This is a genomic window from Streptomyces sp. NPDC127084, assembly GCF_042724175.1.
Taxonomy (GTDB): Bacteria; Actinomycetota; Actinomycetes; order Streptomycetales; family Streptomycetaceae; genus Streptomyces.
This window is the reverse complement of sequence record NZ_JBHXFA010000053.1, coordinates 1-22,639: the sequence shown is the minus strand read 5'-3', so window position 1 is coordinate 22,639 and position 22,639 is coordinate 1. Positions and strand designations below refer to the sequence as shown.

14 protein-coding genes and 2 pseudogenes are annotated in these 22,639 nt (G+C 68.8%); 11 read left to right on the top strand and 5 right to left on the bottom strand.

Annotation, left to right across the window (positions count from 1 at the left end):
- Position 1 precedes the first annotated feature (1 nt).
- Together ACFWI9_RS14990 and ACFWI9_RS14985 are read right to left on the bottom strand one after the other, a co-directional pair.
- Positions 2 to 979 (bottom strand): spirocyclase AveC family protein, encoded by a 978-nt coding sequence (locus ACFWI9_RS14990; RefSeq protein ID WP_387162019.1) that lies wholly within the window; start codon positions 977 to 979, stop codon positions 2 to 4.
- A 1-nt stretch (position 980) separates the two neighbouring features.
- Positions 981 to 6,224, bottom strand: a complete 5,244-nt coding sequence (locus ACFWI9_RS14985; protein ID WP_387162017.1) for an SDR family NAD(P)-dependent oxidoreductase — start codon at positions 6,222 to 6,224, stop codon at positions 981 to 983.
- Positions 6,225 to 6,565: 341 nt separating this feature from the next.
- Between ACFWI9_RS14985 and ACFWI9_RS14980 the strand changes: the two genes are divergently transcribed.
- From ACFWI9_RS14980 to ACFWI9_RS14960, 5 genes and pseudogenes are all read left to right on the top strand, one after another.
- Positions 6,566 to 7,495, top strand: coding sequence for a hypothetical protein (locus tag ACFWI9_RS14980; protein ID WP_387162016.1), 930 nt, complete (start codon positions 6,566 to 6,568; stop codon positions 7,493 to 7,495).
- Positions 7,496 to 7,795: 300 nt separating this feature from the next.
- Complete coding sequence (locus ACFWI9_RS14975; protein ID WP_387162014.1) at positions 7,796 to 8,254, top strand: hypothetical protein; 459 nt, start codon at positions 7,796 to 7,798, stop codon at positions 8,252 to 8,254.
- The gene (fxsT, locus tag ACFWI9_RS14970; RefSeq protein WP_387162013.1) at positions 8,254 to 10,851 is read left to right on the top strand and encodes an FxSxx-COOH system tetratricopeptide repeat protein; all 2,598 of its coding nucleotides are present in this window, start codon (positions 8,254 to 8,256) and stop codon (positions 10,849 to 10,851) included. The genes ACFWI9_RS14975 and fxsT overlap by 1 nt, the downstream gene beginning before the upstream one ends.
- A 421-nt stretch (positions 10,852 to 11,272) precedes the next feature.
- Positions 11,273 to 11,617 (top strand): hypothetical protein, encoded by a 345-nt coding sequence (locus tag ACFWI9_RS14965; RefSeq protein WP_387162011.1) that lies wholly within the window; start codon positions 11,273 to 11,275, stop codon positions 11,615 to 11,617.
- 31 nt (positions 11,618 to 11,648) lie between these two features.
- Positions 11,649 to 11,839 (top strand): annotated as a pseudogene (locus tag ACFWI9_RS14960) (transposase); the annotation flags it as partial.
- A gap of 93 nt (positions 11,840 to 11,932) precedes the next feature.
- On the opposite strand, the gene ACFWI9_RS14955 reads toward ACFWI9_RS14960, so the two are convergent.
- Positions 11,933 to 12,367, bottom strand: a complete 435-nt coding sequence (locus ACFWI9_RS14955) for a VOC family protein (RefSeq protein WP_387162010.1) — start codon at positions 12,365 to 12,367, stop codon at positions 11,933 to 11,935.
- A gap of 316 nt (positions 12,368 to 12,683) precedes the next feature.
- Between ACFWI9_RS14955 and ACFWI9_RS14950 the strand changes: the two genes are divergently transcribed.
- On the top strand, positions 12,684 to 13,013 hold the full coding sequence (locus ACFWI9_RS14950; protein WP_387162008.1) for a hypothetical protein: 330 nt from the start codon (positions 12,684 to 12,686) through the stop codon (positions 13,011 to 13,013).
- Between the two features lie 360 nt (positions 13,014 to 13,373).
- Here the strand turns inward: ACFWI9_RS14950 and ACFWI9_RS14945 are convergent, their stop codons facing one another.
- A complete protein-coding gene (locus ACFWI9_RS14945) occupies positions 13,374 to 14,555 on the bottom strand; it encodes an amidinotransferase (RefSeq protein ID WP_387162006.1) in 1,182 nt (393 codons plus the stop codon).
- Positions 14,556 to 14,770: 215 nt separating this feature from the next.
- Between ACFWI9_RS14945 and ACFWI9_RS14940 the strand changes: the two genes are divergently transcribed.
- The 5 genes from ACFWI9_RS14940 to ACFWI9_RS14920 all read left to right on the top strand — a co-directional run bounded on the left by ACFWI9_RS14940 (position 14,771) and on the right by ACFWI9_RS14920 (position 21,175).
- Positions 14,771 to 15,163 (top strand): transposase, encoded by a 393-nt coding sequence (locus tag ACFWI9_RS14940; RefSeq protein ID WP_387162045.1) that lies wholly within the window; start codon positions 14,771 to 14,773, stop codon positions 15,161 to 15,163.
- Between the two features lie 379 nt (positions 15,164 to 15,542).
- Positions 15,543 to 17,375 carry a serine/threonine-protein kinase gene (locus ACFWI9_RS14935; RefSeq protein WP_387162004.1) on the top strand — a complete coding sequence of 611 codons (1,833 nt, stop codon included), beginning with the start codon at positions 15,543 to 15,545 and terminating at the stop codon, positions 17,373 to 17,375.
- Positions 17,376 to 17,579: 204 nt separating this feature from the next.
- Positions 17,580 to 18,107: a hypothetical protein gene (locus tag ACFWI9_RS14930; protein ID WP_387162002.1), complete on the top strand. Its 528-nt coding sequence runs from the start codon at positions 17,580 to 17,582 to the stop codon at positions 18,105 to 18,107.
- Positions 18,108 to 18,492: 385 nt separating this feature from the next.
- Complete coding sequence (locus ACFWI9_RS14925) at positions 18,493 to 19,971, top strand: AAA family ATPase (RefSeq protein ID WP_387162001.1); 1,479 nt, start codon at positions 18,493 to 18,495, stop codon at positions 19,969 to 19,971.
- Positions 19,934 to 21,175, top strand: coding sequence for a response regulator transcription factor (locus ACFWI9_RS14920; protein ID WP_387161999.1), 1,242 nt, complete (start codon positions 19,934 to 19,936; stop codon positions 21,173 to 21,175). The genes ACFWI9_RS14925 and ACFWI9_RS14920 overlap by 38 nt, the downstream gene beginning before the upstream one ends.
- 272 nt (positions 21,176 to 21,447) lie before the next feature.
- Here the strand turns inward: ACFWI9_RS14920 and ACFWI9_RS14915 are convergent.
- Positions 21,448 to 22,639, bottom strand: a pseudogene (locus ACFWI9_RS14915) (hypothetical protein); the annotation flags it as partial.

Below are 22,639 nucleotides of genomic sequence, written 5' to 3'. Positions count from 1 at the left end.
GTCAACGGATGGGCCTGTCCCACCAGCTCGGCAGGTCGATCGGGTGGCTGACCAGCGAGGCGAGGGCCATGACGGCCTGGAAGCCCAGAGTGCCGGCGTTGATGAGGCCGACTCCGGCGATCAGCCGGGCCCACGCGCGGGTCAGCCGAGGCAGCTGCTCGCAGCCGCGGAAGAGGTGGACCTCGCGGTCTTCACCGGCGTGGAGCGCCATCGCCAGGGCCGGCACGATGAAAAGGCCGACCACGGCGAGCGTGGAGGTGACGGGCAGCTGGTACCACTGCCCTTCGAAGAGGGTGAGGGTGCCAGGCAGGGCGCGGGGGTAGGCGAATCCGCCGAGCCGCTGGTACGCGCCGGTCAGGATGGGTTCGCACACGAGCATGACCAGGGTCGTGGCTGCGAGTGTGCGTCGTGGGGTCCAGTGCGGTCGGCGGCGGGTGATCAGCCGGGCGACGGCCAGCGCGATCACGAACCACACCAGCATCACCGGATAGGCCATTTCCATGAGGAAGGACTCGATGGCCGGGGTGTCTCCACGCCATCCGGGCAGGTACGGTCCCCAGGTCTCGACGTTGAGGTCGTAGCGGTTGCTCGCGGCCGCGTAGTGGAACTGGTTCACGTAGGGACCGCTCCAGAAGGAGAAGCAGTAGCCGGTGAAAACGGCCGCCTTCAGCGTGATTCGGCCCTGACGGCGACATTCCTGCCACAGCATCACGGCCAGCACGAGGAACAGGAGTCCGACCGTGGCCTGACCGACGTGAGTGGCGATCTTCATCGGGTAAGGGATCGTGTAGCCGCCTGACGAGTGGGGGTGGGCATCACCGGCGGCGATCCAGCGTCCGAACACCACAGCCTGGAAGACCAGGCACGCTGCTCCGAACACCGCCCACCACACGATCGGGCACCGCCACCGGCCTGCCGGGGTCCGGTCACCGCCGGGTGCTGTGCTCCCGCTCGCGGCCGGGGCCGACGCTTGCGCCATGTCAGCGATCTCCCTCGGCGTCGTTGAATCCCATGGCGCCGAGCAGCCAGTCGGCGAGGGAGGCGGCGCTGGGCTTGACCCAGATCACGCCGGGTTTGAGCTCGGTGTGCAGAGCGCGCTGGAGGCGCTGCTGGAGCTGGATGGCGCCGAGGGAGTCGAGCCCGAGGATGACCATGCTGGTGTGCGGGCCGATGTGCCGGGTGGTGCCACCGAGGAGCTCGCGTACGGTCTCGATGACGAAGCTCTCCAGGATGCCCCGGCGCTGCGCCGCGCTGTCGGCTGCCAAGAGCTGGTCGCGTACCGAGGCCCCGTCCTGCCCTGTCTCCTCGCCGGTCAGTAGCGGGGCGAGCAGGGTGGAGCTGCGCAGGGCCGGGTAGGGCGCGATCCACTGGACGGTGTCCAGCGGGGAGTAGGCCACCTGCCGGTGCCCGGCTGTCAGGATGCGTTCCAGTGCGTCGATGCCGTCGGCGGGGCTGATGGTGAGGAATCCCCGGTCGGCCAGGTGCTGTCCGCGGCCGACCTCGTCCCAGGCGCCCCAGTGGATGCCGGTGGCCGGCAGTCCGCTGTCGAGGCGGTGGGCTACCAGGCCGTCGAGGAAGGCGTTGGCGGTGGCGTAGGCGGCCTGTCCCGGGGAGCCGATGAGGGAGGCGACGGAGGAGTAGACCACGAAGTGGTCGAGGGCGCTGTCGATGGTGGCCTGGTGCAGGGCCCAGGCGCCGTCGGCCTTGCCGCGCCAGACGCGTTCCAGGAGCCTGTCGTCGAGGTTGGCGACGGTGGCGTCCTCGACGACTCCGGCCGTATGGAACACCCCGCGCAGCACGCGGCCGTTCTCGCCGGCCGCGGCAACGGCGCGTGCCGCCACGGCCGGGTCGCCGATGTCACCGCGGATGACGTCGATGCTGGTGCCCGCATCGCGCAGGTTGCGCAGCCGGGCATCGGCCTCCGCGGTGGGCGCGGAGCGTGTGCTGAGGACGATTCGGTCCGCGCCACGCCGTGCGAGCCATTCGACGGTGAGCAGGCCGAGGCCGCCCAGGCCGCCGGTGACGAGGTAGGCCGCGTCTGGCCGCACTGGCCGCACTGGCCGCACTGGCCGCGCACCGCTCCGTGCGGCGGTGGCGGTGCCCGCTCCGGTGAGCACCTGGGCCACATGCCGTCCGTTGGGCAGCAGCGCGATCTCGGTGTGGGGTCGCTGGTCGTCCAGGAGTTCGTTCACGACGTCCGGGTACGGCGACGGGTGCGGTGCGAACTCCAGGCTGGCGGCGCGCAACTCCGGATGCTCGTACGCCACGGATCTCAGCAGTCCGCGGACGGCGGCCGTCGTCAGGGGCGCCCGGCTCGAACGGCTCAGCACCCACAGCCGGGCAGACCGTTTCCACTGGGACAGGAGACGTACCAGCTCGACGACGCGAGAGACCGCCCTGCGGGCTGACTCGTTGGGCGCGTCACCAGGTCGGTCGTCGGCGAGTGCGAGTACGACCCCGGTGCAGCGGCTGAGCGCCGTCGTGTCGCCGAGGAAGGCGTCCAGTGTCAGGGTTCGGACACCGGCGGCCTGCTTCTTGAGTTCCTGAGCAAGGTCGGCGGGCCAGGAGCCGGCCTCGGTGGTGAGGACGGTCCAGGTGCCGTCCGTGTCCCTTGGCCGTCCTTCGGGCACGGGAGTGGGGACCCACTCCTGGTGGGTGAGCCGGGCGGTGAACCTCTCGGTGGGCGGGGTGACGTTGGCGACGCGCAGCCCGTGCAGCTCGGCGACGACAGTGCCGTCGGCCGTGGCCAGCCGGGCCGAGGCCGTACACCCCAGATCGTCTGCCTGGTCAAGCCGGACCAGGGCCCTGCGGGCGTGCGCGGTGGGCCCGTGGACCCGTACCTCGTCGAATCCGGCGACGACCACCGGACCGGGGGTCAGCGTGTAGTGGGTGAGCCAGGCCGCCACCGCGGTCTGGACCGCCTGGTCGGCGAGGGCGGGATGCAAGGTCAGGGGCCAGGCGGAGACCTGGGCGCTTTCATGGGTGTGCAGGACGGACAGGGCGAGGTTGTCGGTGGGGTGGACCTGGATGCGGTCCAGGGCGGTGAAGGCGGGCCCGTGGAAGACGTCGTGTCTGCCGCGGAACGTGCGGTGCAGGGCGGCGACGTCGTAGTCCCGCCAAGTCGACGGGGCGAGTTCGGTACGGGTGAGAGGCACGGGGCGCTCGTGTGCGGGCAGCGGGCGCACGGTGCCGCGGGCGTGCACGGTCACGTCGTCACCGCCCGCGGTCAGGATCTCGACGCGGGCGGTGTCGCCTTCGCGGACCAGCCGCGTGGTGACCTGCGGTTCGGGATCGAGGATGAGCGGACTCCGCACGCTGACGTCTGAGGCGGCGACATGCTCGGTGCCGTACGCGCGTGCGGCGGCGGCGAGCATCATCTCCACCGCGGCGGTGCCAGGGAGCACCGGCACGCCCGCCACCGCGTGGTCGGCGAGCCAGGGCAGCAGCCGCGGCCCGATCGGCGTCTGCCACAGATGGCGCCCGGGGGCATCGGGATCGTGGACGTGCCCGCCGAGCAGTGGATGCTGAGAGGCTCCCGGCAGATTGGGGGCGACCAGGCTGTAGGCCGGCTGATCGCCGCCGTGACGGGTGCGGTGCCACTGGGTCAGTGGTACATCGCACAGGTCGCCGTCGCCGTAGCGGGAGGCGAAGTCGATGCCGTCGTAGCCTGCCGCATAGAGAACGGCCAGATGTGTCAGCAAGGCCTCCAGGTCGTCCGTCCCCTGCCGCAGACTGCCGACGGCCACGGTGTCGGGGGCGGCTGCGTGCCGTGCGGTGTCCAGGATCGGGCGCACCGCGAGGGGCTGGGCTGTGCATTCGATGAACAGCCGGTGCCCTTCGGAGAGTGCGGCGGAGACGGCTGTGTGGAAGCGGACCGGATCGCGCTGGTTGCGCACCCAGTACGCCCCGTCCACAGGTCCGGGCTGGAGCGGGTCGGGTGAGACGGTGGAGTAGAAGGGGATACGGGGGTGTGCCTCGGGAACGTCGGTCAGCTCCGTGTGCAGCCGGGGCAGGATGGGGTCGACCTGGGGGGAGTGCGAAGCCACCTCGACGTCGATCATCTTCGCCACCACCCCGTCCGCCGCCCACCGCCCGACCAGCTCGGCGACCTGAGCGGCGTCCCCGGATACGACGGTGATACCGGGTGAGGTGAGCACCCCGAGAGTCACCCCGTCCGCTCCGGTGGCCTCGATCGCCTCCTGGACCTGGGCAGCGCCGAGCATCACCGACGCCATCGCCCCACCGGAGGTCGTGGCGAGCAGCCGTGAACGGCGGCAGATCACCTTCACTCCGTCCTGCGGGCTGAGCCCGCCCGCCACCACCATGGCGGCGACCTCGCCCAGCGACTGTCCGATGACCGCGGTGGGCTGGATGCCCCACGAGCGCCAGACAGCGGCGAGCGCCACCTGGACCCCGAAGAGGGTGGGCTGGATACGGTCGAGCCCGACCATCCGCCCCGGGTGCTCGATCATCTCCCGCAGCGAGAATCCGGATTCCGCACGGATCAGTGGTTCCAGCTCATCGACGGCTGCGGCGAACACAGGCTCCTGTGCCAGCAGGCCCTGGCACATGCCGGGCCGCTGCGACCCCTGCCCCGTGAACACGAACACCGGGCCGGCATGCCCGGGCGGCAGCAACGGTGTCCCGGACACCACACCGTCGGCCGACTCCTCGCGGGCGAAGGCACGGGCCCGGTCGCCGAGTTGGCGACGGTCGCGGGCGACGACGGCCAGCCGGTGGTCGGCGTGCGAGCGGCGCTGGGCGAGCGTGTGCGCCACGTTCAGCAGAGCCTCCCCCGAGTCCGGCCCCTCTGCCCAGTCCGCGAGGCGTGAGGCTGACAGAGACAGGGACTGCGGCGAGCTGCCCGAGAGGGTGAACACCCGGGCCTCGTCCTCGGCCGGCCGGGACTGGCGGGGCCTGGTGCGCGGTTCGGGGGCGGACTCCAGGACCACATGGGCGTTGGTGCCGGTCACCCCGTACGAGCAGACGGCAGCCAGCCGCGCCGCGCCGTCCACCGGCCACGCGGTGAGCTCGGTCGGCACGAAGAGCCGGGAACCTCCGTCCCGCGCGATGGCGGGGTTCCATTCCCTGAAGGCGGCGTTGGGCGGAACAGCTCCATTGCGCAGAGACTCCACCGCCTTGATCATGCCCGCGATACCGGACACCGGTTCGCTGTGCCCGATGTTCGTCTTGACCGAGCCCAGGGCGCACCGCCCCCGGCCGTGTCCGTAGACGGCGTTGACAGAGGTGTACTCGACCGGGTCGCCCACCGCCGTGCCGGGGCCGTGCGCCTCCACCAGCCCCACCTCGCCCGGGTCGATCCCCGCCTTGGCGACCGCCTCGTGGAACAACCGCTGCTGCATCCGCGTCGACGGTGCGGTCAACCGGGATGCCTGCCCGTCGTTGTTCACGGCCGAGCCGCGGATCACCGCCAGCACCCGGTCCCCGTCGCGCCGGGCGTCTTCCAGCCGCTTCAGGACCAGCACTCCGGCCCCCTCACCCCGTACGTATCCGTCGGCACGGGAGTCGAAGGCAAAGGACCCCCCGCGCGCGGACAGCAGCAGCGGCGCCTCGTAGTAGTGCGTCTCGGGGGACAGCATCAGCATGACGGCCCCCGCCAGCGCCGTGTCGCACTCGCCCAGCGTGAGCGCACCGCACGCGGTGTCCAGCGCGGCCAGCCCGGAGGAACAGTGGGTACTGACCACCATCGCCGGACCGCGCAGGTCCATCGCGAACGCCGTCCGGCCCGCCGCACTCGCGGTGAAGTTCCCGAACAGGTAAGCGCTGTTGGGGGCATCCTCGACCGGCCGGGCCTCTCGGAAGAGATTGTCCGGGGCGTACGTGCCCATGTAGACGCCGGTGCGTGAGCCGCGCAGCCTGCCCACTGGGATCCCGGCGTGCTCCACCGCCTCCCAGGCCACTTCCGCCAGCACCCGGAACTGCGGATCCACCCATTCCTGCTCGGTCGGGGCCACCGACAGGGCCTGCGGATCCCAGGCCCACACATCACCTTCCAGAAAGCAGCCGTGCGCGGCCCGCTCGGCGATCTCCGGGGCATGCAGGGCAGCCAGCCGGGCGTTGTCCCATCGGTCAGCCGGCACCGGGCTCACCGTCGAGCGGCCCTCGGCGGCCAGCCGCCACAAGCCGTCCGGCGACTTCACACCACCGGGAAACCGACACCCGATCCCGACGATGGCGATCGGTATCTCACTGCTTGCAGACATAACTGCTCCCATTCGGCGATCGCCGCGCTGTAGTCGAACCGATACACCAGAGGCGGCCCCCCGACCAGCCCGCACTCCCAGGTGAGTTCAGAACGTCGGGCCGTTCGCAGGGCGGCGAACAGTCGGCGGAACGTCGGCCTCATCCGGCAGCCAGTAGAGACGAGGCAGCTCCGGCGCGCCATGCCGCAGCGCCGCGCGCCCCTGTCAGAGCGCGCCCGCTTCGGGCACATGCGACCTGGACGCCGTCGTTGCGAAGCCGCATGATGCGGTGTCGGGGCGTCGGGCGGCTTGCGGTGCCCTGACCGGAAGCCAGTGCGGCACAGGTCAGGAGGCGTACAGTCATGGGTTTTGAACCGCACGTCGGTCCGGGGACCGGAGGCAAGTGGTACGAGATCAGCCGCCGGAACGCGCGGTCCGTACAGACCACCGTGGGCTGGATCTTCTGGGATCCCGGTGCACTGGCCCGCTATGAACAACTCGGCCTGGAAAGCGTTCTGGCCGGGCCCATCGGGTATATCGCGTCCCGGGGCGCACCGTTCGCCCCGGCGGGCCCTGACGCGCTGATCGCCGCGTTCGGATCCATCAGTCCCGCGGGCATCCGGTTCACCTTCGATCTGCTGAAAGGCCCGGACGGCTTCCGCGCCTTCTGGGACGCGCGCGACGAGGCGATCGAGGAGGGACTACGCCGCCACGCGCCCGGCATTGTCGACCCGCTGTGCGAGATAGGCCCCGCGCTGTGGTCGGTTGTCGACCAACTACCGCTGCTCGGGCGTACCTTGTTCGGAGCGACCCTGTCCATGCCCCGCCCGGACTCCCCGCTGCTCTCCGGCTGGCACGCGGTGAACCTTCTGCGCGAGTGGCGAGGGGACACGCACTGGGCTCTGGTGGCAGCGGCCGGTCTCACCTCGTCCGAGATCTCCATCCTCCACAACGAATGGCTGTGCTACGAGGACGACTGGCTGAGCAAGTCCCGGGGCCACACAGGGGAAGAGATCGACGAGGGCTGGGAGTCGCTGACCCACAAGGGACTGGCGGCGGACCGCCGGGTACTGCCGGAGGGCTTGCGCCTGCGCCAGCGGATCGAGGACCTCACCGACGAGCGGACAGCCCTGCCCTGGCAGCTCCTGGGTGAGCACGCGGCCCATGAGTTCGCGCAACGGTTCGAGCCTCCGTGCGAGCTTCTGCTGTCCCGCGTGGACGAAACCGCCGGAGTCCGGTACCAGCCGGCTTCCCGCCAGCGTGCCCGGTACGAGGACGGCACGGGAGCGTAGAGCTGCGCTGCCCGGCACTCTCGCCGAGTTGCATTGCGTGCGTGCTTGATCGCATCACCCGTGCCTCGACCTGCGGCGCAGCACGGTGAGCACCCGTGCACCGCGGAGGCCCTTTGACGAGTCATCTGGCAAACAGGGAGCCGCGGTCCGTCAGTGGCCGCCGTCGATGACGGCACTGGCTGCGGAGACCCCGAACCCAGTTCTGGAGAAGCGCTGTCCATTCCGTGGACGTCGACGGACAATGAGGTCTCGGCGTCGCCATTCTTGCGTACCGGAACATTTGCAATCACAGGGGGGCCGATGGATCCGCTCGCATTGGCTGCAGCGTCTGCGCTGGTGGGAGTAGCCGCGACCGACGGCTATCAGCAGGCGCGTGACGGCCTGGTGGCGTTGTGGCGTCGCGTGCGCCCGGGAGAAGCGGATGCGGTCGCCGGCGATCTCGACGCGTTGGCGGAGAGGTCGGCCGATGTCGCAGAGGAAAACAGCGGGGTTCTCGCCGCCGTCTGGCAGACGAACGTACAGGCTCTACTCGCCCTCGACGAGTCCCTGCGTCCAGAGGTCAGGCATTTGGTACAAGGAGTTCTCCTGCCTCTGCTGCCCGTGCCGGCGCAAAGCGACGTAATCGCTTTGCTGCAGCAGAGTGACATCGCCACTGGGAGAGCGGCCGGTGGTGCCGTGACGGGCAATCACTTCCACTCGGCGGCTCCCTTCCAGACCGGCGCGGCCAGTACGCAGACGAATCACTTCGGTTCTGCCTGATGACAGGTCCAGACCTGGCCAGCGGCGTGCACGGCACGGTCTCCGAAAACGAGTTCTACGCCCCTGCAGCGTTCCAGACCGGCGACGGCGGCCGACAGCACAACCACTTCTACCAGGGGAAACCGGTGGTGAGCTGGCCCCACTGGATCGGCGTCGTGCCGCGAGAGGCCGACTGCTTTGAACAGCGTGACGCCCTTCAGAGACTCCAGCGAGCCCTGGGCGAGGAGGCGACGCTCGCGCCGACCCAGGTGATCACCGGCCCCGGAGGGGTGGGGAAGACGCAACTCGCCGCCCATTACGCACGTGCGGCTTGGAAGGCGGGATCCATCGACCTGCTGGTATGGATCAACGCATCGAGCCGGTCGTCCCTCATCACAGGCTACGGCCGTGCCGGCGTGGAAGTGGCGGGCGCCGATGGACGTGACCTTGAGGGAGCCGCTGCGCGGTTCCTGGCTTGGGCCGAGACCACCGACCGCAGATGGCTCGTGGTGCTCGACGACGTGTCGAATACCGCTGACCTGCGCGGTCTTTGGCCTCCCGCGCACCCGGGCAGCCAAGAGAGAGCCCTCATCACGACCCGGCGCCGTGACGCCGCCCTGATCAGTCCCTCCCGGGAGCGCTTCGGCCTTGGGCCCTTCACTCCCTCCGAGGCCCACTCGTACTTCGCACGAGCTTTGACCGCGCACGGCCGTGCCCCGGATCCCGACGAGATCGACGTGCTCGTCAGCAAGCTGGGCTGCCTTCCGCTGGCACTGGCACAGGCCCGAGCCTTCCTCGTGGACATGGCGTTGACCTGCTCCCAGTACAGGGAGCGCCTGGAAGACAACGGCCAAGCACTCTGCGACCTGTTTCCGGAGGAGGGCAGCTTGCCCGACGACCAGGAGAACAGCGTTGCGACCACGTGGCGGTTGGCCATCGAGAGAGCGGACAAGCTCACGCCCGCTGGAGTGGCCCGTCCTCTTCTGGAGATCGCGAGCGTGCTGGACCCGAACGGGGTTCCGCTGAGTGTCCTGACCTCGCCACCTGCTCTCGCCTATCTGGCGGCACGCAGAGCGGAGACACACACCACTGCGGAGGTCCAACCGACCGGCCACGACGTGATGCGCGCTGTGCGATGCCTGCACAGAATGAGCTTGGCCGACCACGGATCAGAATCGCCGACCGACAACCTGCGCATCCACGCCCTGGTGCAGAGAGCGACCCGCGAATCCCTCCCCAGCGCCACGCGCGACACCGTGGCTCGGGCCTGCGCGGACGCACTCCTTCACGCCTGGCCGCCTACAGCCGTTCACGGCAACGCCCTCGCCACGATGCTCCGCGCGAACGCCGAAGCACTCATGGGCCACGCCGAGGAAGCGCTGTGGAGCAACGGCTGTCACGAACTGCTCCTCCGTACGGGTACGAGCCTGGGGGAATGCGGAATGCCCCAACTGGCGAACGCGTACTTCGCACGGCTGACCGCCCGAGCCGAAGCCAGACTGGGCGGCCGAGAGCATCCTGACGTCCTCTTCTGCCGGCACCTCACGGCATGGTGGCGCGGCGTAGCAGGCGACCCGTCCGGCGCCGCATCGGCGACGAGTGAAGCGGTGGCCGGCCTGGCCACCGCGCTCGGGCCGGAGCATCCCGACGTACTGGCGGCCCGGAACAGTCTGGCCTACTGGCAAGGAGCTGCCGGAGACCCGCGGGGCGCCGCAGCGGCGACAGAGTCCCTCCTGGCCGACCTCCACCGCGTCCTGGGTCCCGACCACCAGGAAACACTCACGGCCCGGAGCACCATGACATGGTGGCTCGGCATGACTGGAGAATGGCGGAAGGCGGCCACGGAAACGCAGGAATTGCTCAACGACCTGATGCGCGTTCTAGGCCCCGACCATCCTCACACGCTCTCGGCACGGGCGGACCACGCTCGGTGGCGGGGCACCGCTGGCGCCCCCTCGGAAGCGAGGACCGCCCTGACGGAACTGCTGACCGACCTGACCCGAATCTTCGGACCGGATCATCTGCAAACCCTTGGTACTCGCGGCGCCATCGCCCGGTGGACCGGAGTCGCCGGGGATGCGACGAGCGCCGCGGACGACTTCGCCGGAATACTCGCGGACTGCTTGCGAACGCTCGGCCCGGACCATCCCTACACACTCACCACACGCAGTGGTCTCGCCCGATGGCGCGGCGTGGCCGGTGACGCCGCGGGAGCCGTAGAGGCGCTTACCGTCTTGCTCGCGGACAGAGCACGTGTCCTCGGAAGGGAGCACCCTGACACGCTGGCCGTTCGTGCGGGGCTTGCGTGGTGGCACGGAGAGGCAGGAAGGCCGGACATCGCAGCTCGCGAACTCGCAGTACTGGTCACCGATATCACGCGGGTGCTTGGGGCGGAGCACCCCGACACTGCCGCAGCCCGTCGATCCCTGTTCTACTGGCGAACCCCAGCTCAGGACCGACCCGCCATGGACTCAGGCACGGGGAAATTCCCCACTGGAGCGCGACGACCCTCTCCACCCCGCACGCCGCAAAGGCTGGGTAGTCCGTCACCCCGAAGCAGCCCACCGTCTCCGAGGGACCCCGCGTGCCCCTCGCTCGGTCGGCGTCAGTGCTCCTGACGCGGGCGACATCCCCATGACCGAAGGGAGTCGAGAGCACCGAGGAGAAGGGCTACAGCTCCAAGGTCCACGAGAAGGGTGGCAACAGGCACAAGGTTGGCAAGAAGTACGACCACCAGGACCACGGTCACAAGCAGCGCTACGGACTCCACGACGGGTGGGACGTGAAGTGCGACCCGAGTGATCTGGTCTCGGCGCTCGCCGCACTGAACGACAGCGGCGGCGGAAGCCTCGAGCTCGCGAAAGACTGCACCTACACGCTGACCGCGGCAATATCGGCGGGGTCGTGGACGGCTATTTCTTCGGCTCGGTGAGTGGAGCGGTCGGTGGCGCTGGTACGGCTCCCTGGCAGGCACCTGAACTCATCAGGTTCTCGTTTCCTCAACCTGCTTCGATGTGTCGGCGTCTCACTCTGTGACGGATGGCTGCCGATCACCCGGGAGGGTACGTGAAGAAGGACCGGACGACGGACCCGGTGGGGGAGAAGGACCGCGAGAAGTGGATGGCCCGTTTCCAGGTGCGGTTGGCCATGCAGCCGGGTGTGGATCGCGCGGTCGTGCTCCAGGCGGTCAAGGAGGTCACGGTGCACTGCGCGGATACGGGAGAGCACCCGCGGTCTGCCTTCGGCGACCCGGATGCTTACGCCGTGCAGACTGCCGCGCGGTTGGTGCCGGAGGACCGAGCGTCGCGCGCGAGGCGGCGCCAAGCCGGGGTGGACGCGCTCGACTCCGTGCTGAGGAGGGCAGGGGACATCGCCGGTCTGTAATTGCATTCCGGGATGTACGACGACCCGTCGCACCGCCCTGCTCATTCCACACCGCCGTGAATGCGGTCCCATCGAACTGCCGGCTCGGAAAGGCACCTCCCATCGCACGGTCCGGGCCCGTGTCGAGCACGTCTTCGCGTGGATGAAGGCATGGAGAACCTTCGTGACTGCCGCCGGAAAGGCGACGGCCTTCACACCGCCATGCTCGGCAACGCCCGGCTCACACCCCCGCCCTCGCTGGGCAACTCCCACCGCCTACGAGACCAGAGAGACCCAGGGGAGGTGGCTCCCCCACCTCCCCGGCTCGGGAAATGCTCAGTCGATACAGAACTCGTTGCCCTCGATGTCCAGCATCGAAATGCACGACTCGTTGTCCTCATCGGCGTACAGCGTTCGGACATGGGTCGCACCGAGCGCGACCAGTCGTGCGCACTCGGCTTGGAGCACGGCGAGGCGCTCGTCCCCCACGAGCCCGGTGCCGACCCGGACATCGAGATGCACCCGATTCTTAACGATTTTTCCCTCGGGGACGCCCTGGAAGTACAGGCGCGGACCCACGCCTGAGGGATCACTGCAGGCGAACCATGATCCCTGCTTCTCAGGAGGCAGGGTGCGATTGAAATCGTCCCAGGTGGTGAACCCCTCCGGTGGCGGCGGTGTGACGTACCCCAACACTGCACACCAGAAGCGAGCGAGGCGCTCAGGTTCTGCGCAGTCAAAGGTGACTTGGAACTTCTTGATCGCTGACATCGGCGCACCGTACCGCGTACCAGGCGGCCCTGCCGCTCATTTCCCCAGGGGATCCGCCCGTCGCATCCTGGGCCGCCTTGGCCACCCTGGATCGATCCACTCCGTGGCAAGGCGCTGCGGTCGGTAGAGCCGCTTCGGGCGGGGGCGCACCGCATAGATCCCCGCATCGCCTTCTCGCATCGCCCATGTGAGGCGATGTGCTTACGGTGGAAAGGAGTGAGTCATTCCTCATCGGTGCCCTGTGTGACCGGTCGCCGGTGGCGGGTGCCGAACGTCCGACCGGCCCCCCACCTGGTAGCCCAAGGGAGGTAGAACGATGAACCGAACCCGTCGTATCGCAGCACTCGCGCCCCTGGTGGCCCCCGTGCTCGCGCTGGGCCCTGCGGTTTCCGCATACGCGTCGAACACCACAGCGCCCGGCGCCGCACCCGGTGCGACGTGCAATGTCGAAAGAGAGTCGAACGGCAAGTACCACCTGTGGGGTGTGGGATTCCCCGGCGGCTCGAAGGTGACCTATTCGGGGTCCAGCTCGGGCACCGTCTCAACCGACAGCGGAGGCAGGTTCGACATCGGCGGCCTCAGCGGGTCCCAATTCGTCGTCAAGACGGACAACGTGACGCTCACCTGCGTCGTGGTCGAGCACTGAGGACACACGCACGGCACCCCCTGCTCGGCAGGGTTCCATACCCGCAACCTTCCGCTCCGCGGAAACGGGCAACCAGCCAAGAACGGAGGCGCAAGCCTCCAACTTCGGCCGTTCGGCTTGGCGATCATGCCGTCCGTGTGGCGTCGTTGACGTCAGCGTCAAGCGGTTGCGCCGCCGCGACGGCGGGGCGCCGTGGGTGACGCCTTACGGCTGGTAGACGGCTGGAAGAGCAACCGGTCCGGCTCGTGCCCGACGTGAGCTCAGTGATGGCGACGGCATGCCTCCGTGCTTGTTGCGACCCGTCCCGGCGACGTGAACCGAGCAGGGTGGCGACTTGGCCCATGGCCAGCACCGAGCTGATCACTCCGACCTGGAAGGAGAGTCGGGTGAGGGACTCCGGGGTCTGGTCGTCGAGCAGTAGTCCTCAAGGGAGCCGCGGCGCCGGGTGTCGAGGGTTGCGCAGTGAAAGGAGCCTCCGAACGGTGCGTAGTGAAGCAGGCTGCAGGGGAGTGGTTCAAAGCCCCACTTCTCGAGCGCGCGGAGCATTCGGGTGTGATGCCGCTCCACGATGACCCGCTTCTCGTCGAGCATGAGAACGTTCATGCTGAGCCACTTCCCGCACGCTGAAGTGGCTCTCAGTAGCCGCTCGTTGATCGGGTCGGGTTCGGGGGCGATGAGTTTGTCCCACGAGCGCAGTGAATCGGGCAGACGGTCGACATCGATGTACTCCGGATTTACCAGGACTTTGCCGGGTGCGAGGAGGGCCAGTGTGGTGTCGATGTGCATGGGGGTGGGGCAACGACTCTCGATTTCATGGATTCGGTAGCCAGGTCCCAGGTGGCGGCGCAGCCAGGCGATGCCCAGCTTGTTCGTGACATTGCTCCGCAAAGCGAACAGGTCTCGCCCGGCACGGATGAAATCTGCCGCGTCGAATACCGGCTCGAACTCGGTGAGGATGTAGCGCATGGGTTCGCCGAGCGATGGCGCTCGAAATCCCGGCTCGAAGAGATCTTCGGTGAGTTGGGGCTTCGGTGCTGACGACCAGCGCGCGCCCTGCCGGAAGTAGTCCTTGAGGATCGTGCGGTAGGAATGCGTATCGAAGTAGCGGCACGGCCATGCCATGGGTGTCTCGATGATCTCGTCACCGATCACGAGCATGCTGTCTCGGGGACAGGTGTTGCAGAATCCCCGAGACGACCAGTCGGGCGTACCGAAGCGCCTTCGGTGGTCGACCGCATCCGGGCGTCTGACCGTGACACCGAGGGACCGCAGAAGACCGACGAATTCGTCCAGCTCGTGCTGAGCCTGCTCAACGAGCAGACGGGGGTACCGGAAGCCGGCGGCAAGCCCCTGCAACCGTGCGGTCCCGCCGGGGATGTTGCAGGCCACGACCGGGTGCCTGGAAGGGATTGTCGCCCCGTCAAGACGCCCCACGACGACTTCCTCCAGTGGGTCCCACTCGTTGTGTGAACTCACTGGGGAAGCGACCGTACCCCCACTTTCGCAGGCTGCCGCGTTTGACGCTTTATCCACCCGATTCACGGCCGAATGCCATGATCTGTGGATTCCCGGCACATCGTCATTGCCGTCATGGTCGACCGCCCTCGAACACGCAAAGATGACAACTCAAAGTATCCGATACGCCGTACAATCATGGGCTGACGCCCCGACGCCTACGTCACTCTTCACCGGCAGGCACCGGCAGGCACCGGCAGGCACCGGCCGAACGGGGGACGCATGTACCCCGCGGGGCCCGCCTGTGTTTCCACCTCAAGCCCGGCAGCTACGACACCGCCGCCCTCATCGAGGTCCTGGAGCAGATGAAGGTGTTCTACCGCGGCGAGCGGGTGGTCCTGGTCTGGGATGGCCTGTCCGCCCACTGGAGCCGGGCGATGCGGGCCTGGGCCGCCGAGCAGGACTGGCTGACCCTGGAACGATTACCCGCCTACGCTCCCGAGCTGAACCTGGTGGAACTGCTGTGGTCCTTGCTCAAGAAGCGTGAACTCGCCAACCTCGCCGGCGACCACCTCGCCGACGTCGCCGAACAAGGCATCCACCGCATCAACAACCCCGAGCTGCCATGGTCCTTCCTCGCCCACACCGGCCTGACCATCCACCCACCACACCCACCGAACTTAAAAGATCAGTAGTGGCGGCGCGGGGTCCATATACCGCCCCGTGGAGGATCGGCCATGTGAATGTGCTGTGTGACGTGAGCGGCGAGCATCTCGGTTACAGGCGCATCGCGGACGCTGCGACCTCGAACGCCTCGGGCCTTGTGTGCAGCCCTGCGCGGTGCGCGAGCGATGTCCGGGCGTCCGGACGAGCCGACGGCGAGGACCACTGCACCGCAGCGCGTCGGGAGCCGCCACCGTACAACTCCGTAGCGGGTATTCCACAATGCTTCGGTCATAACGACCCTCCGCCATGGGAGAGGGAGTAGCGCTTACTCATGTTCCCTCCCACGCGAGCCGGAAGACTGCAAACGCCGAACAATCGGCCCGCCAAGAGGAAAGGCAGAATCAGACCGTGAGTTCCTGGTCCGTCCCCGGCTACCACGAGATGCACGAGCTGGGTTCAGGGGGCAGTGGCCGTGTGGTGATGGCGGTCGAGCTGGCCACCAAACGCTCCGTGGCGATCAAGTACCTCAATGACCAACTGGCCTCAGATCCACGGTTCATCGCAGAGTTCCGTGCCGAGGCCCGGCTGCTCCAGGAACTCGACTCCCCTCACATCGCACGGCTCCACCGGTATGTGGAGGGCTCGGGATCCGCCGCCATGGTGGTGGACCTGATCGACGGGCGCTCCCTGCGCACCGTACTGCGCCAGCACGGAGCCACCACGCCGGAGGCCGCGCTGGCCGTCCTGAAGGGCTCCCTGCTCGGACTGTCCGTCGCGCACGTCGCCGGCGTCATCCACCGCGACTACAAGCCCGAGAACGTGCTGGTGACTCGGGAAGGCGTCTCCAAACTCATCGACTTCGGCATCGCGGCCCGCGAGGGCAGCACCCCTGTCAGCGCCGGAACGCCGATGTACATGGCGCCGGAGCAGTGGCAAGGCGCGTCCGCGTCGCCCTCGACCGACGTCTACGCCGCCACGGTCACCTTCTTCGAATGCGTGACGGGAGCGAGGCCGTTCGGTGGGGACAGCCTGGCGGAGATCGCCTCGCAGCACCTGACGGCCGCGGTGAACGTGGCGACGGCCCCGGAGCCGGTGCGTCCCCTCATCCTCCACGGCATGGCGAAGGATCCTCGGAACAGGCCCGGCTCGGCGCAAGCGTTCCTCACCGAGCTGGAACGCGTCGCCATCTCGCATTACGGGGCGGACTGGGAGGAACGGGGCCGTTGCGCCCTGGCCGTAGTCGCCGGCTTGCTGCTGCCGGTCACCGGCCCGGTGGGGGATGCGGCCGACGCCACGACGTCCCTGGCAACCACGGACCTGGGGAATCCGGACGGCGGCACGACCTCCGCAGGGGAGCGCACCGGGCGGGAGGACCGTGGGCCGAGGCGGCAAGACGGCACATCAAGTCGGCCGAGCACCGGCCGCAGGTGGAAGGGGGTGAAGCACCCGGTTCGCACGGCCACCCTCGCAGGCTCCGGGGTGCTGCTGGGGGTTGCCGCGGTGAGCGGCATCCTGCTCTTCGACAACTCCGCCCACGAACGTGCCGCGGCCTCGCCCTCGCCGGTGCACGGTCAGGCAGGGGCGACCGGGCCCGGTGAACCCACCTCCTCCTCGTCCACCGAGCAGAGCTCCCCGTCCGCTTCTACCTCCGCGTCGTCCCCGACCGTGCCGGTTCCGGCGTTCACGAATGCCGACGGCTCTTCCATCGGGGGTGCGGGCGCCGTCCCCATCGACCCGGGCTCGGGAGGGTCGGCCACCCCGCCGCCCCCCGCTGCTCCTCCCGAAGTCGAAAGGCCTCCGGCCGCGGAGCCGAACACACCGGCGCCCACGCCGAGCGGTGAGCGGCCCTCCGCACCGTCAGCCCCGCCCCCGGTGGTGCCGCCAGTGGAAGCGCCGGTGGCGGTGCGTTCCGTGACCATCTCCTCATTGCGGGAGTCCACAAGACTGCGAGGAGCGGACGCGGACCTGACCGTCACCACGACGAACACCGATCCGGTGACTCTCACGTTGACTTGGTACAACAGCAAGCTTCCGGGAAACCCCGGGATGCGCGACGGGGCTTCCGAGACGTATTCCCTCAGAGGGCGGACCACGTACAACCTGTCCTACCGCCATGCGTTCGACGAATGCCCCGGGTACTGGGGCCTGCAGGTGACGACCACACCCGCGAACGCGTCCGGCAGCACCTATAGGGACATGCCCTCACCGGAGTGCGCCGTCATCATTCCGGAACCCCGCTGACAGGAGCGGTTCATCATGCATCCTTCAGCAGACCGCCGGACCGACCGACAGCGGCCCATGCAACGCCCTGCGGCCGAGGAGGGCCCCGAGTACCTGACGACGGGTTGGAGGGCGCCGCAGCCGGAGGCGGCGCCACCCGCTGCGGCACAGCGGTATGGCGCCGCTGGCTCCGAGGCAGTGACGGTGTGGAACACCGCGATACACGTGACGGATCCTACCGGCGCACAACCGCAGGCTACGGTGCGACTGCCTGACGAGAAGTCAGACCTCGGCGATATCACGGCCGTGTGGCAGAACCACACCGCGTCCCCAGGGTTGCGCCGCCGACGGGACAAGGCAAGGCGTCGCCGCTTCCCCTGGGTGGTTCCGGGCGGGCTGTTCCTGGCCGCTCTCGCCGTGGGCTACTGGCTGCAGCTCCGTCCGGACCTGCAGATATCCGGGATCACCGCGAGAACGGACAAGGCCAGTGTGACCTGTGGTGAAGCGGCCAACCTCGTGGCGATCGCGGCGACCAACGGAGCGGCTGGCAAGATCCGCTACCGCTGGATCCGCAGTGACGGTACGGATTCCGGAGTGCTGACGCAGACCGTTGCCGCCGGCCAGAAGGAGGTTCGCCTTCCGCTCACCTGGTCGTTCCGCGGTACTGGCGTCCACCAAGCCCGAGCTGTGGTGGACATCCTCGCTCCCACCTCGCACACCACGTCGGTGTCTTTCACGTACACCTGCGACTGACCCGCGGATGCTGCCTCCGGGAGGACCGACCAGCCGCCACCGGAAGAGAGGCGGTGTCCTGGGCACCCGCACCGGTGCGCTCCGGGGGCGCAGCCGTTCTCCTGGACGGCCGATGCTGTACGACGCACCGGGGCGCACTGAGGAGCCCGCCAGACGTCACCGCGCCCCGCGTCGAGTCGGGCCTCCTCCGCGTCGACTCGCCGACGCAGGTGTCTGGCTGCTGTGCTCCAGCGCAGTGCATTCTTGTCTGCTTCACCAGCCCGAGCCTCTGCTCCCACCTCCCGCGGACGGCGGGACGCGTGAGTGACTGCTGCTCCTTGTCGCGCCGCGCTGCTAGGCTGCTCATTCTTATCGGCTCAGCACGCGCGTACGGGGCACCGGCATCATGAGCGACGAGCCAGGGCAGGCCTTGCGGGCGCGATTGGTGGGCCGGTGGCCCTTTGTCGGGCGGGCCAGTGAACTGGACGACTTCGACCGGTTCATGTCCGACCGTAGGATGAACGGATTCTTCATCCATGGCCGGGCTGGTGTGGGCAAATCCCGTCTGGCCGACGAGTGCCTGCTCCATGTGGCTGCAAGCGGATGCGCCACGGGCCGGGCGACGGCGACATCCGCGGCGGCGGCGGTTCCCCTGGGCGCGATCGCCCACCTCCTGCCCGATGACGTCGAGCTGTCCGACCCGGTGGCGGGGTTCGCCGCTACGAGCCAGTCCTTTCGTGAGCGCTACTACGAGACCGGACGGCTCTTCCTCCTGGTCGATAACGTGCAATTCCTCGACACGGCCTCGGCCATGCTGCTGCGGCAGCTGATGGACGCGAACGCGGTCTTCTTGGTGGGCACGGTACGTACCGGGGAGCCGCACGGCGATGCGGTCGAAGGACTGTCCGGCGGCGACGCCGTGCACCGCGTCGACCTCTACGAGTTGTCTCCGCCGCAGGTCCAGGCGCTGCTGGAGGGAGCCCTGGGCGGCTCGGTGGCCAGCCACGCTGTCCGTTACCTCCACTCCGCGAGTGGGGGTAACACCTTGTTCCTCCGTGAGCTGGTCCTCGGTGCGGCGACGGCCGGGACGCTGGTGTACGACGGTGAGCTGTGGGACGTCTCAGTGCCACGATCCACCAGCACCCGCCGCCTGACCGACCTCATCCGGGCACGGCTGGCCGGCACCTCCTCCCGGGGGCGACGCGTCCTCGACACGCTCGCCCTCTGCGAACCCTTGTCCACGGCGACGCTCGCGGAGGAAGGGAATCTTCCGGCAGTCGACGAACTGGAGAAGGCCGGGCTCATCCTGGTCGGTCGGGAACAGCGCCGTATCAGCGCCCGCTTGGCCCATCCTCTGTACGGGGAGGTGCTACGCGAGGACATGTCAATGGTGCGTCGGCAGCAGACCCTCCTGCAGCACATCGCCGTCGTGGAACGGCACGGGGCCAGGCGGCGTGAGGATGCCCTCCGTCTCGCTACCCATCGCCTGGCTGCGACGGGACACGCGGATCCGGAGCTGTTGGTCCAGGCCGCCGCGCTCGCCACGCACGCCGGCGAGTACAGCCGCGCCCTCTCGCTGCTCCACGCGGTGCCCGAGGGACGGCACACCGTCAGGTCGCGCCTGCTGATGGGGAAGTCACTGTTTGAGACGGGCGAGGCCGGAGAGGCCGAGCACTGGCTGGCTCTCGCCGACGCAGAGGCTCATGGGGAAGAGGAGGCCCTGGCGGTCACACTGCTGCGGACCCGGAACCTCATGTGGGGACTCGGCAGCCCGCCGGCCCTGCTCGCCTCGGTCCTGGAATCCTGCCGAAGTCGTGTCACCAGTGCCGCAGGCCGTTTTCGCACTGGTGGCCAACGAGGCTTCCTGCGCATGGGCCGCCGGTGACGTGGTGCGCAGCCGGGAACTGTGCGACAGCCTCGATCTGACCGACCCGCACGCCTACGACTTCACCATGTGGCGTGTCGCGGTGACCACGAAATCGCTCGCACTGTCCTCCCTCGGGCTGACCCATGAAGCTCTCGCCCTGGCGGAGCGGGCCATCGCCGAGTCCTCCGCGGCCGACGACGCATACGACCTCGACGCGGACGCGCCTATGGAGCAGGCGGTCCGCATCATCGCACTGACCGAGGGTGGTCGCCTCGACGACGCCCGCACGGCGGCGCGGCAGGCGCACGCCTCGCTGGTGGGCCACTTCGCGGCAACGGGTCTGAACCAACGTGTGCTGAGCTTTCATCTCGCCCGGGCCGAGTGGCTCGCCGGTCACCCGATGGAGGCACGCCGTTGGTACGCCCAGGTGGCGAGTGGGTCCCGGCCTCACGCAGCCTGCCCCCTCGCCACCGCGCTCGCCGGACTTACTGCCGCTGCCGGGCTGCTGGGAGACGTCGAAGCCGCGGAGAAGGCGTGGGCCGAACGCTGCCGGCTGGAGATGTCCCTGCACACCCCGGAGGAGATGCTGGGGCAGGCGTGGCTGTCGGCCGCCCGGGGCGAGGCGAGCAACGCCCGCCGGGTGCTGTCGAGTGCCGCTCGAGAGGCACGGAACCGGAACGAGACCGGTACCGAGGCGCTGCTGCTCACTGACCTTGCGCGGCTCGGAGGCGCCAGGGAGGCCGCCGGTCGGCTCAAGGAGATCGCCGCGACGACTGACAGCCCTTTCCACGAGGCACGTGCCTTGTTCGCGACCGCGTGGGCCAACGAGGACCCGGAGGGACTCGTCAGGGCCGGTGAGCAGGTGGAGGCGCTCGGTGCGGACCTTCTGGCGGCCGAGGCCTATGCGACGGCTGCGGCCTTCTGGGAGAAGGTTTCCCAGAGACCGGCACAGGCGGCTGCCATCAGGTCGAGGCGACTGGCAGACCGGTGTGAGGGCGCCCGCAGTCCGGCCTTGGTCCGTGCGAGGGCGGGCGCCACTTTGACCGGACGGGAGCTCGAAATCGGCATGCTGGCCGCACAAGGTCTGACGAGCAGGGACATCGCGGACCGCCTGACCATTTCCGTTCGGACCGTGGACAACCACCTCCATCGCATCTACCACAAGCTCGGCATCACCACGCGGCAGGAACTCACCGCGCAACTCAACCAGCCGGCACCGTGAGGCTGTGTGCGACGCGGCCTGTCACGGCGCACCAGGGCTTCGACGCGGGCCGTCGCCCGCGGCAGTCGTACCGCGGCAGGCCGCCGCAGCCGGGCAGTGGTGATCCGGCCCCTTGTGGAAGGTGCAGATCGGTTTCGTGACGGCTGCGACCAGCTCGGTTCCTCTCCGATCCCTCCATGGAAGTGAGGCAGACCTGGTGGAAGTTCCGCGCAGTGCGCCCGGGGGCCGGACCGCTGTTGCCGTCCGGCCCCGGGCAGCCCAGTGCACTGCAATCAGTTCCTTATGGGCAGGAAGTCCAGGTAGACAAGACGCTCGCGGCCGTCCAGGTGGGTCTCCGTCTCCATCAAGCGCAACCTCAACGGTGCGTTGCCGAATGGCTGTGCGGGGATCGGCACGTTGCCGGCCCACGTGGTATTCGCGCCCGTTCCGGTGGCGTTGAGAGTGACGACGGAAGTGCTGATGTCCTCCCAGCGCAGATGCGGATCGGAGATGGACGGGTTTGCCTGCTCGACTGATGCCTGGATGGTGGGACGGGAATTGCCGCGCGAGGTTCTGGTGTACGCCGGGCCGGTGACCGTGACGGCGGTGACGTTGCCTCTGGTACTGATGCCGGCGGTCCGTTCCGGGGTGAGCTGCGCCATGGGAGCCTGGACCACCGTGGAGACGGAGCACTTGTCCAGGGAGTGCGGCTGGTATCGCACGAGGGCAAGGCGCAGGAAGGGGAACCAGGAAGCGAAGGGCGCCCCATCGACTGTCCGCACTTCGATGTCGCAGTACCAAAGGTCGCGGGCCGAATCGAAGGCGACCGGGTGACCGGCGACGGCGACGACGTCGTCTTCGTACTCGGCCAGCTCCACTGAGGACGCGCTGGCGGTGGATCGGGGGAAGCAGTTCAGCCGCAGCCAGGGCGTGACGGCCGGTGTGACCACGGAAGGATCGCTGCCGACGGCCGTGAGGTATTGCCGCAAGGCGGCAGACGGCTCGTCTGTTCCGGGTGCCACGACGACCCCCAGCAACTCGCCGGGCCCCGAGTTCCACCAAGGGCGGTCGAGGTACACGCGGACGGCATTGCCCCGGCGCCGACTCTGCCCCGACTCAGGCCGGTCCCAGTGGAAGAGCGGTACGACCTGCCGTACAACAGGAGGAGCAGGGGGCGCGGAGCTTGGGATGATACGTGTCTCGGGAGCGGACTCTCGGTGGATCCCGGGTGCGACGAGGCTGACGGTCAGCGACGAGTCGTCCTTCAGAGCACCCTTGTGGGTGCGGGTGATGACGCGGGTCTCAGGGTCGAGAACGTAGTCGCCAGTGGCCGTAGCAGGATCCGTGCTGCCGGGTGGGGCGGGGGTCAGTGGCCGGCTGCCGACGACGTGCGGTGAGTTCAGCGCAGTGGCCTCGCTGAGAGTTAGCGTCGCCTTCGCGCGGTCGGGGGTGAGGGGTGGGGGTGGGCGGGGGTGGGCTAGGTGT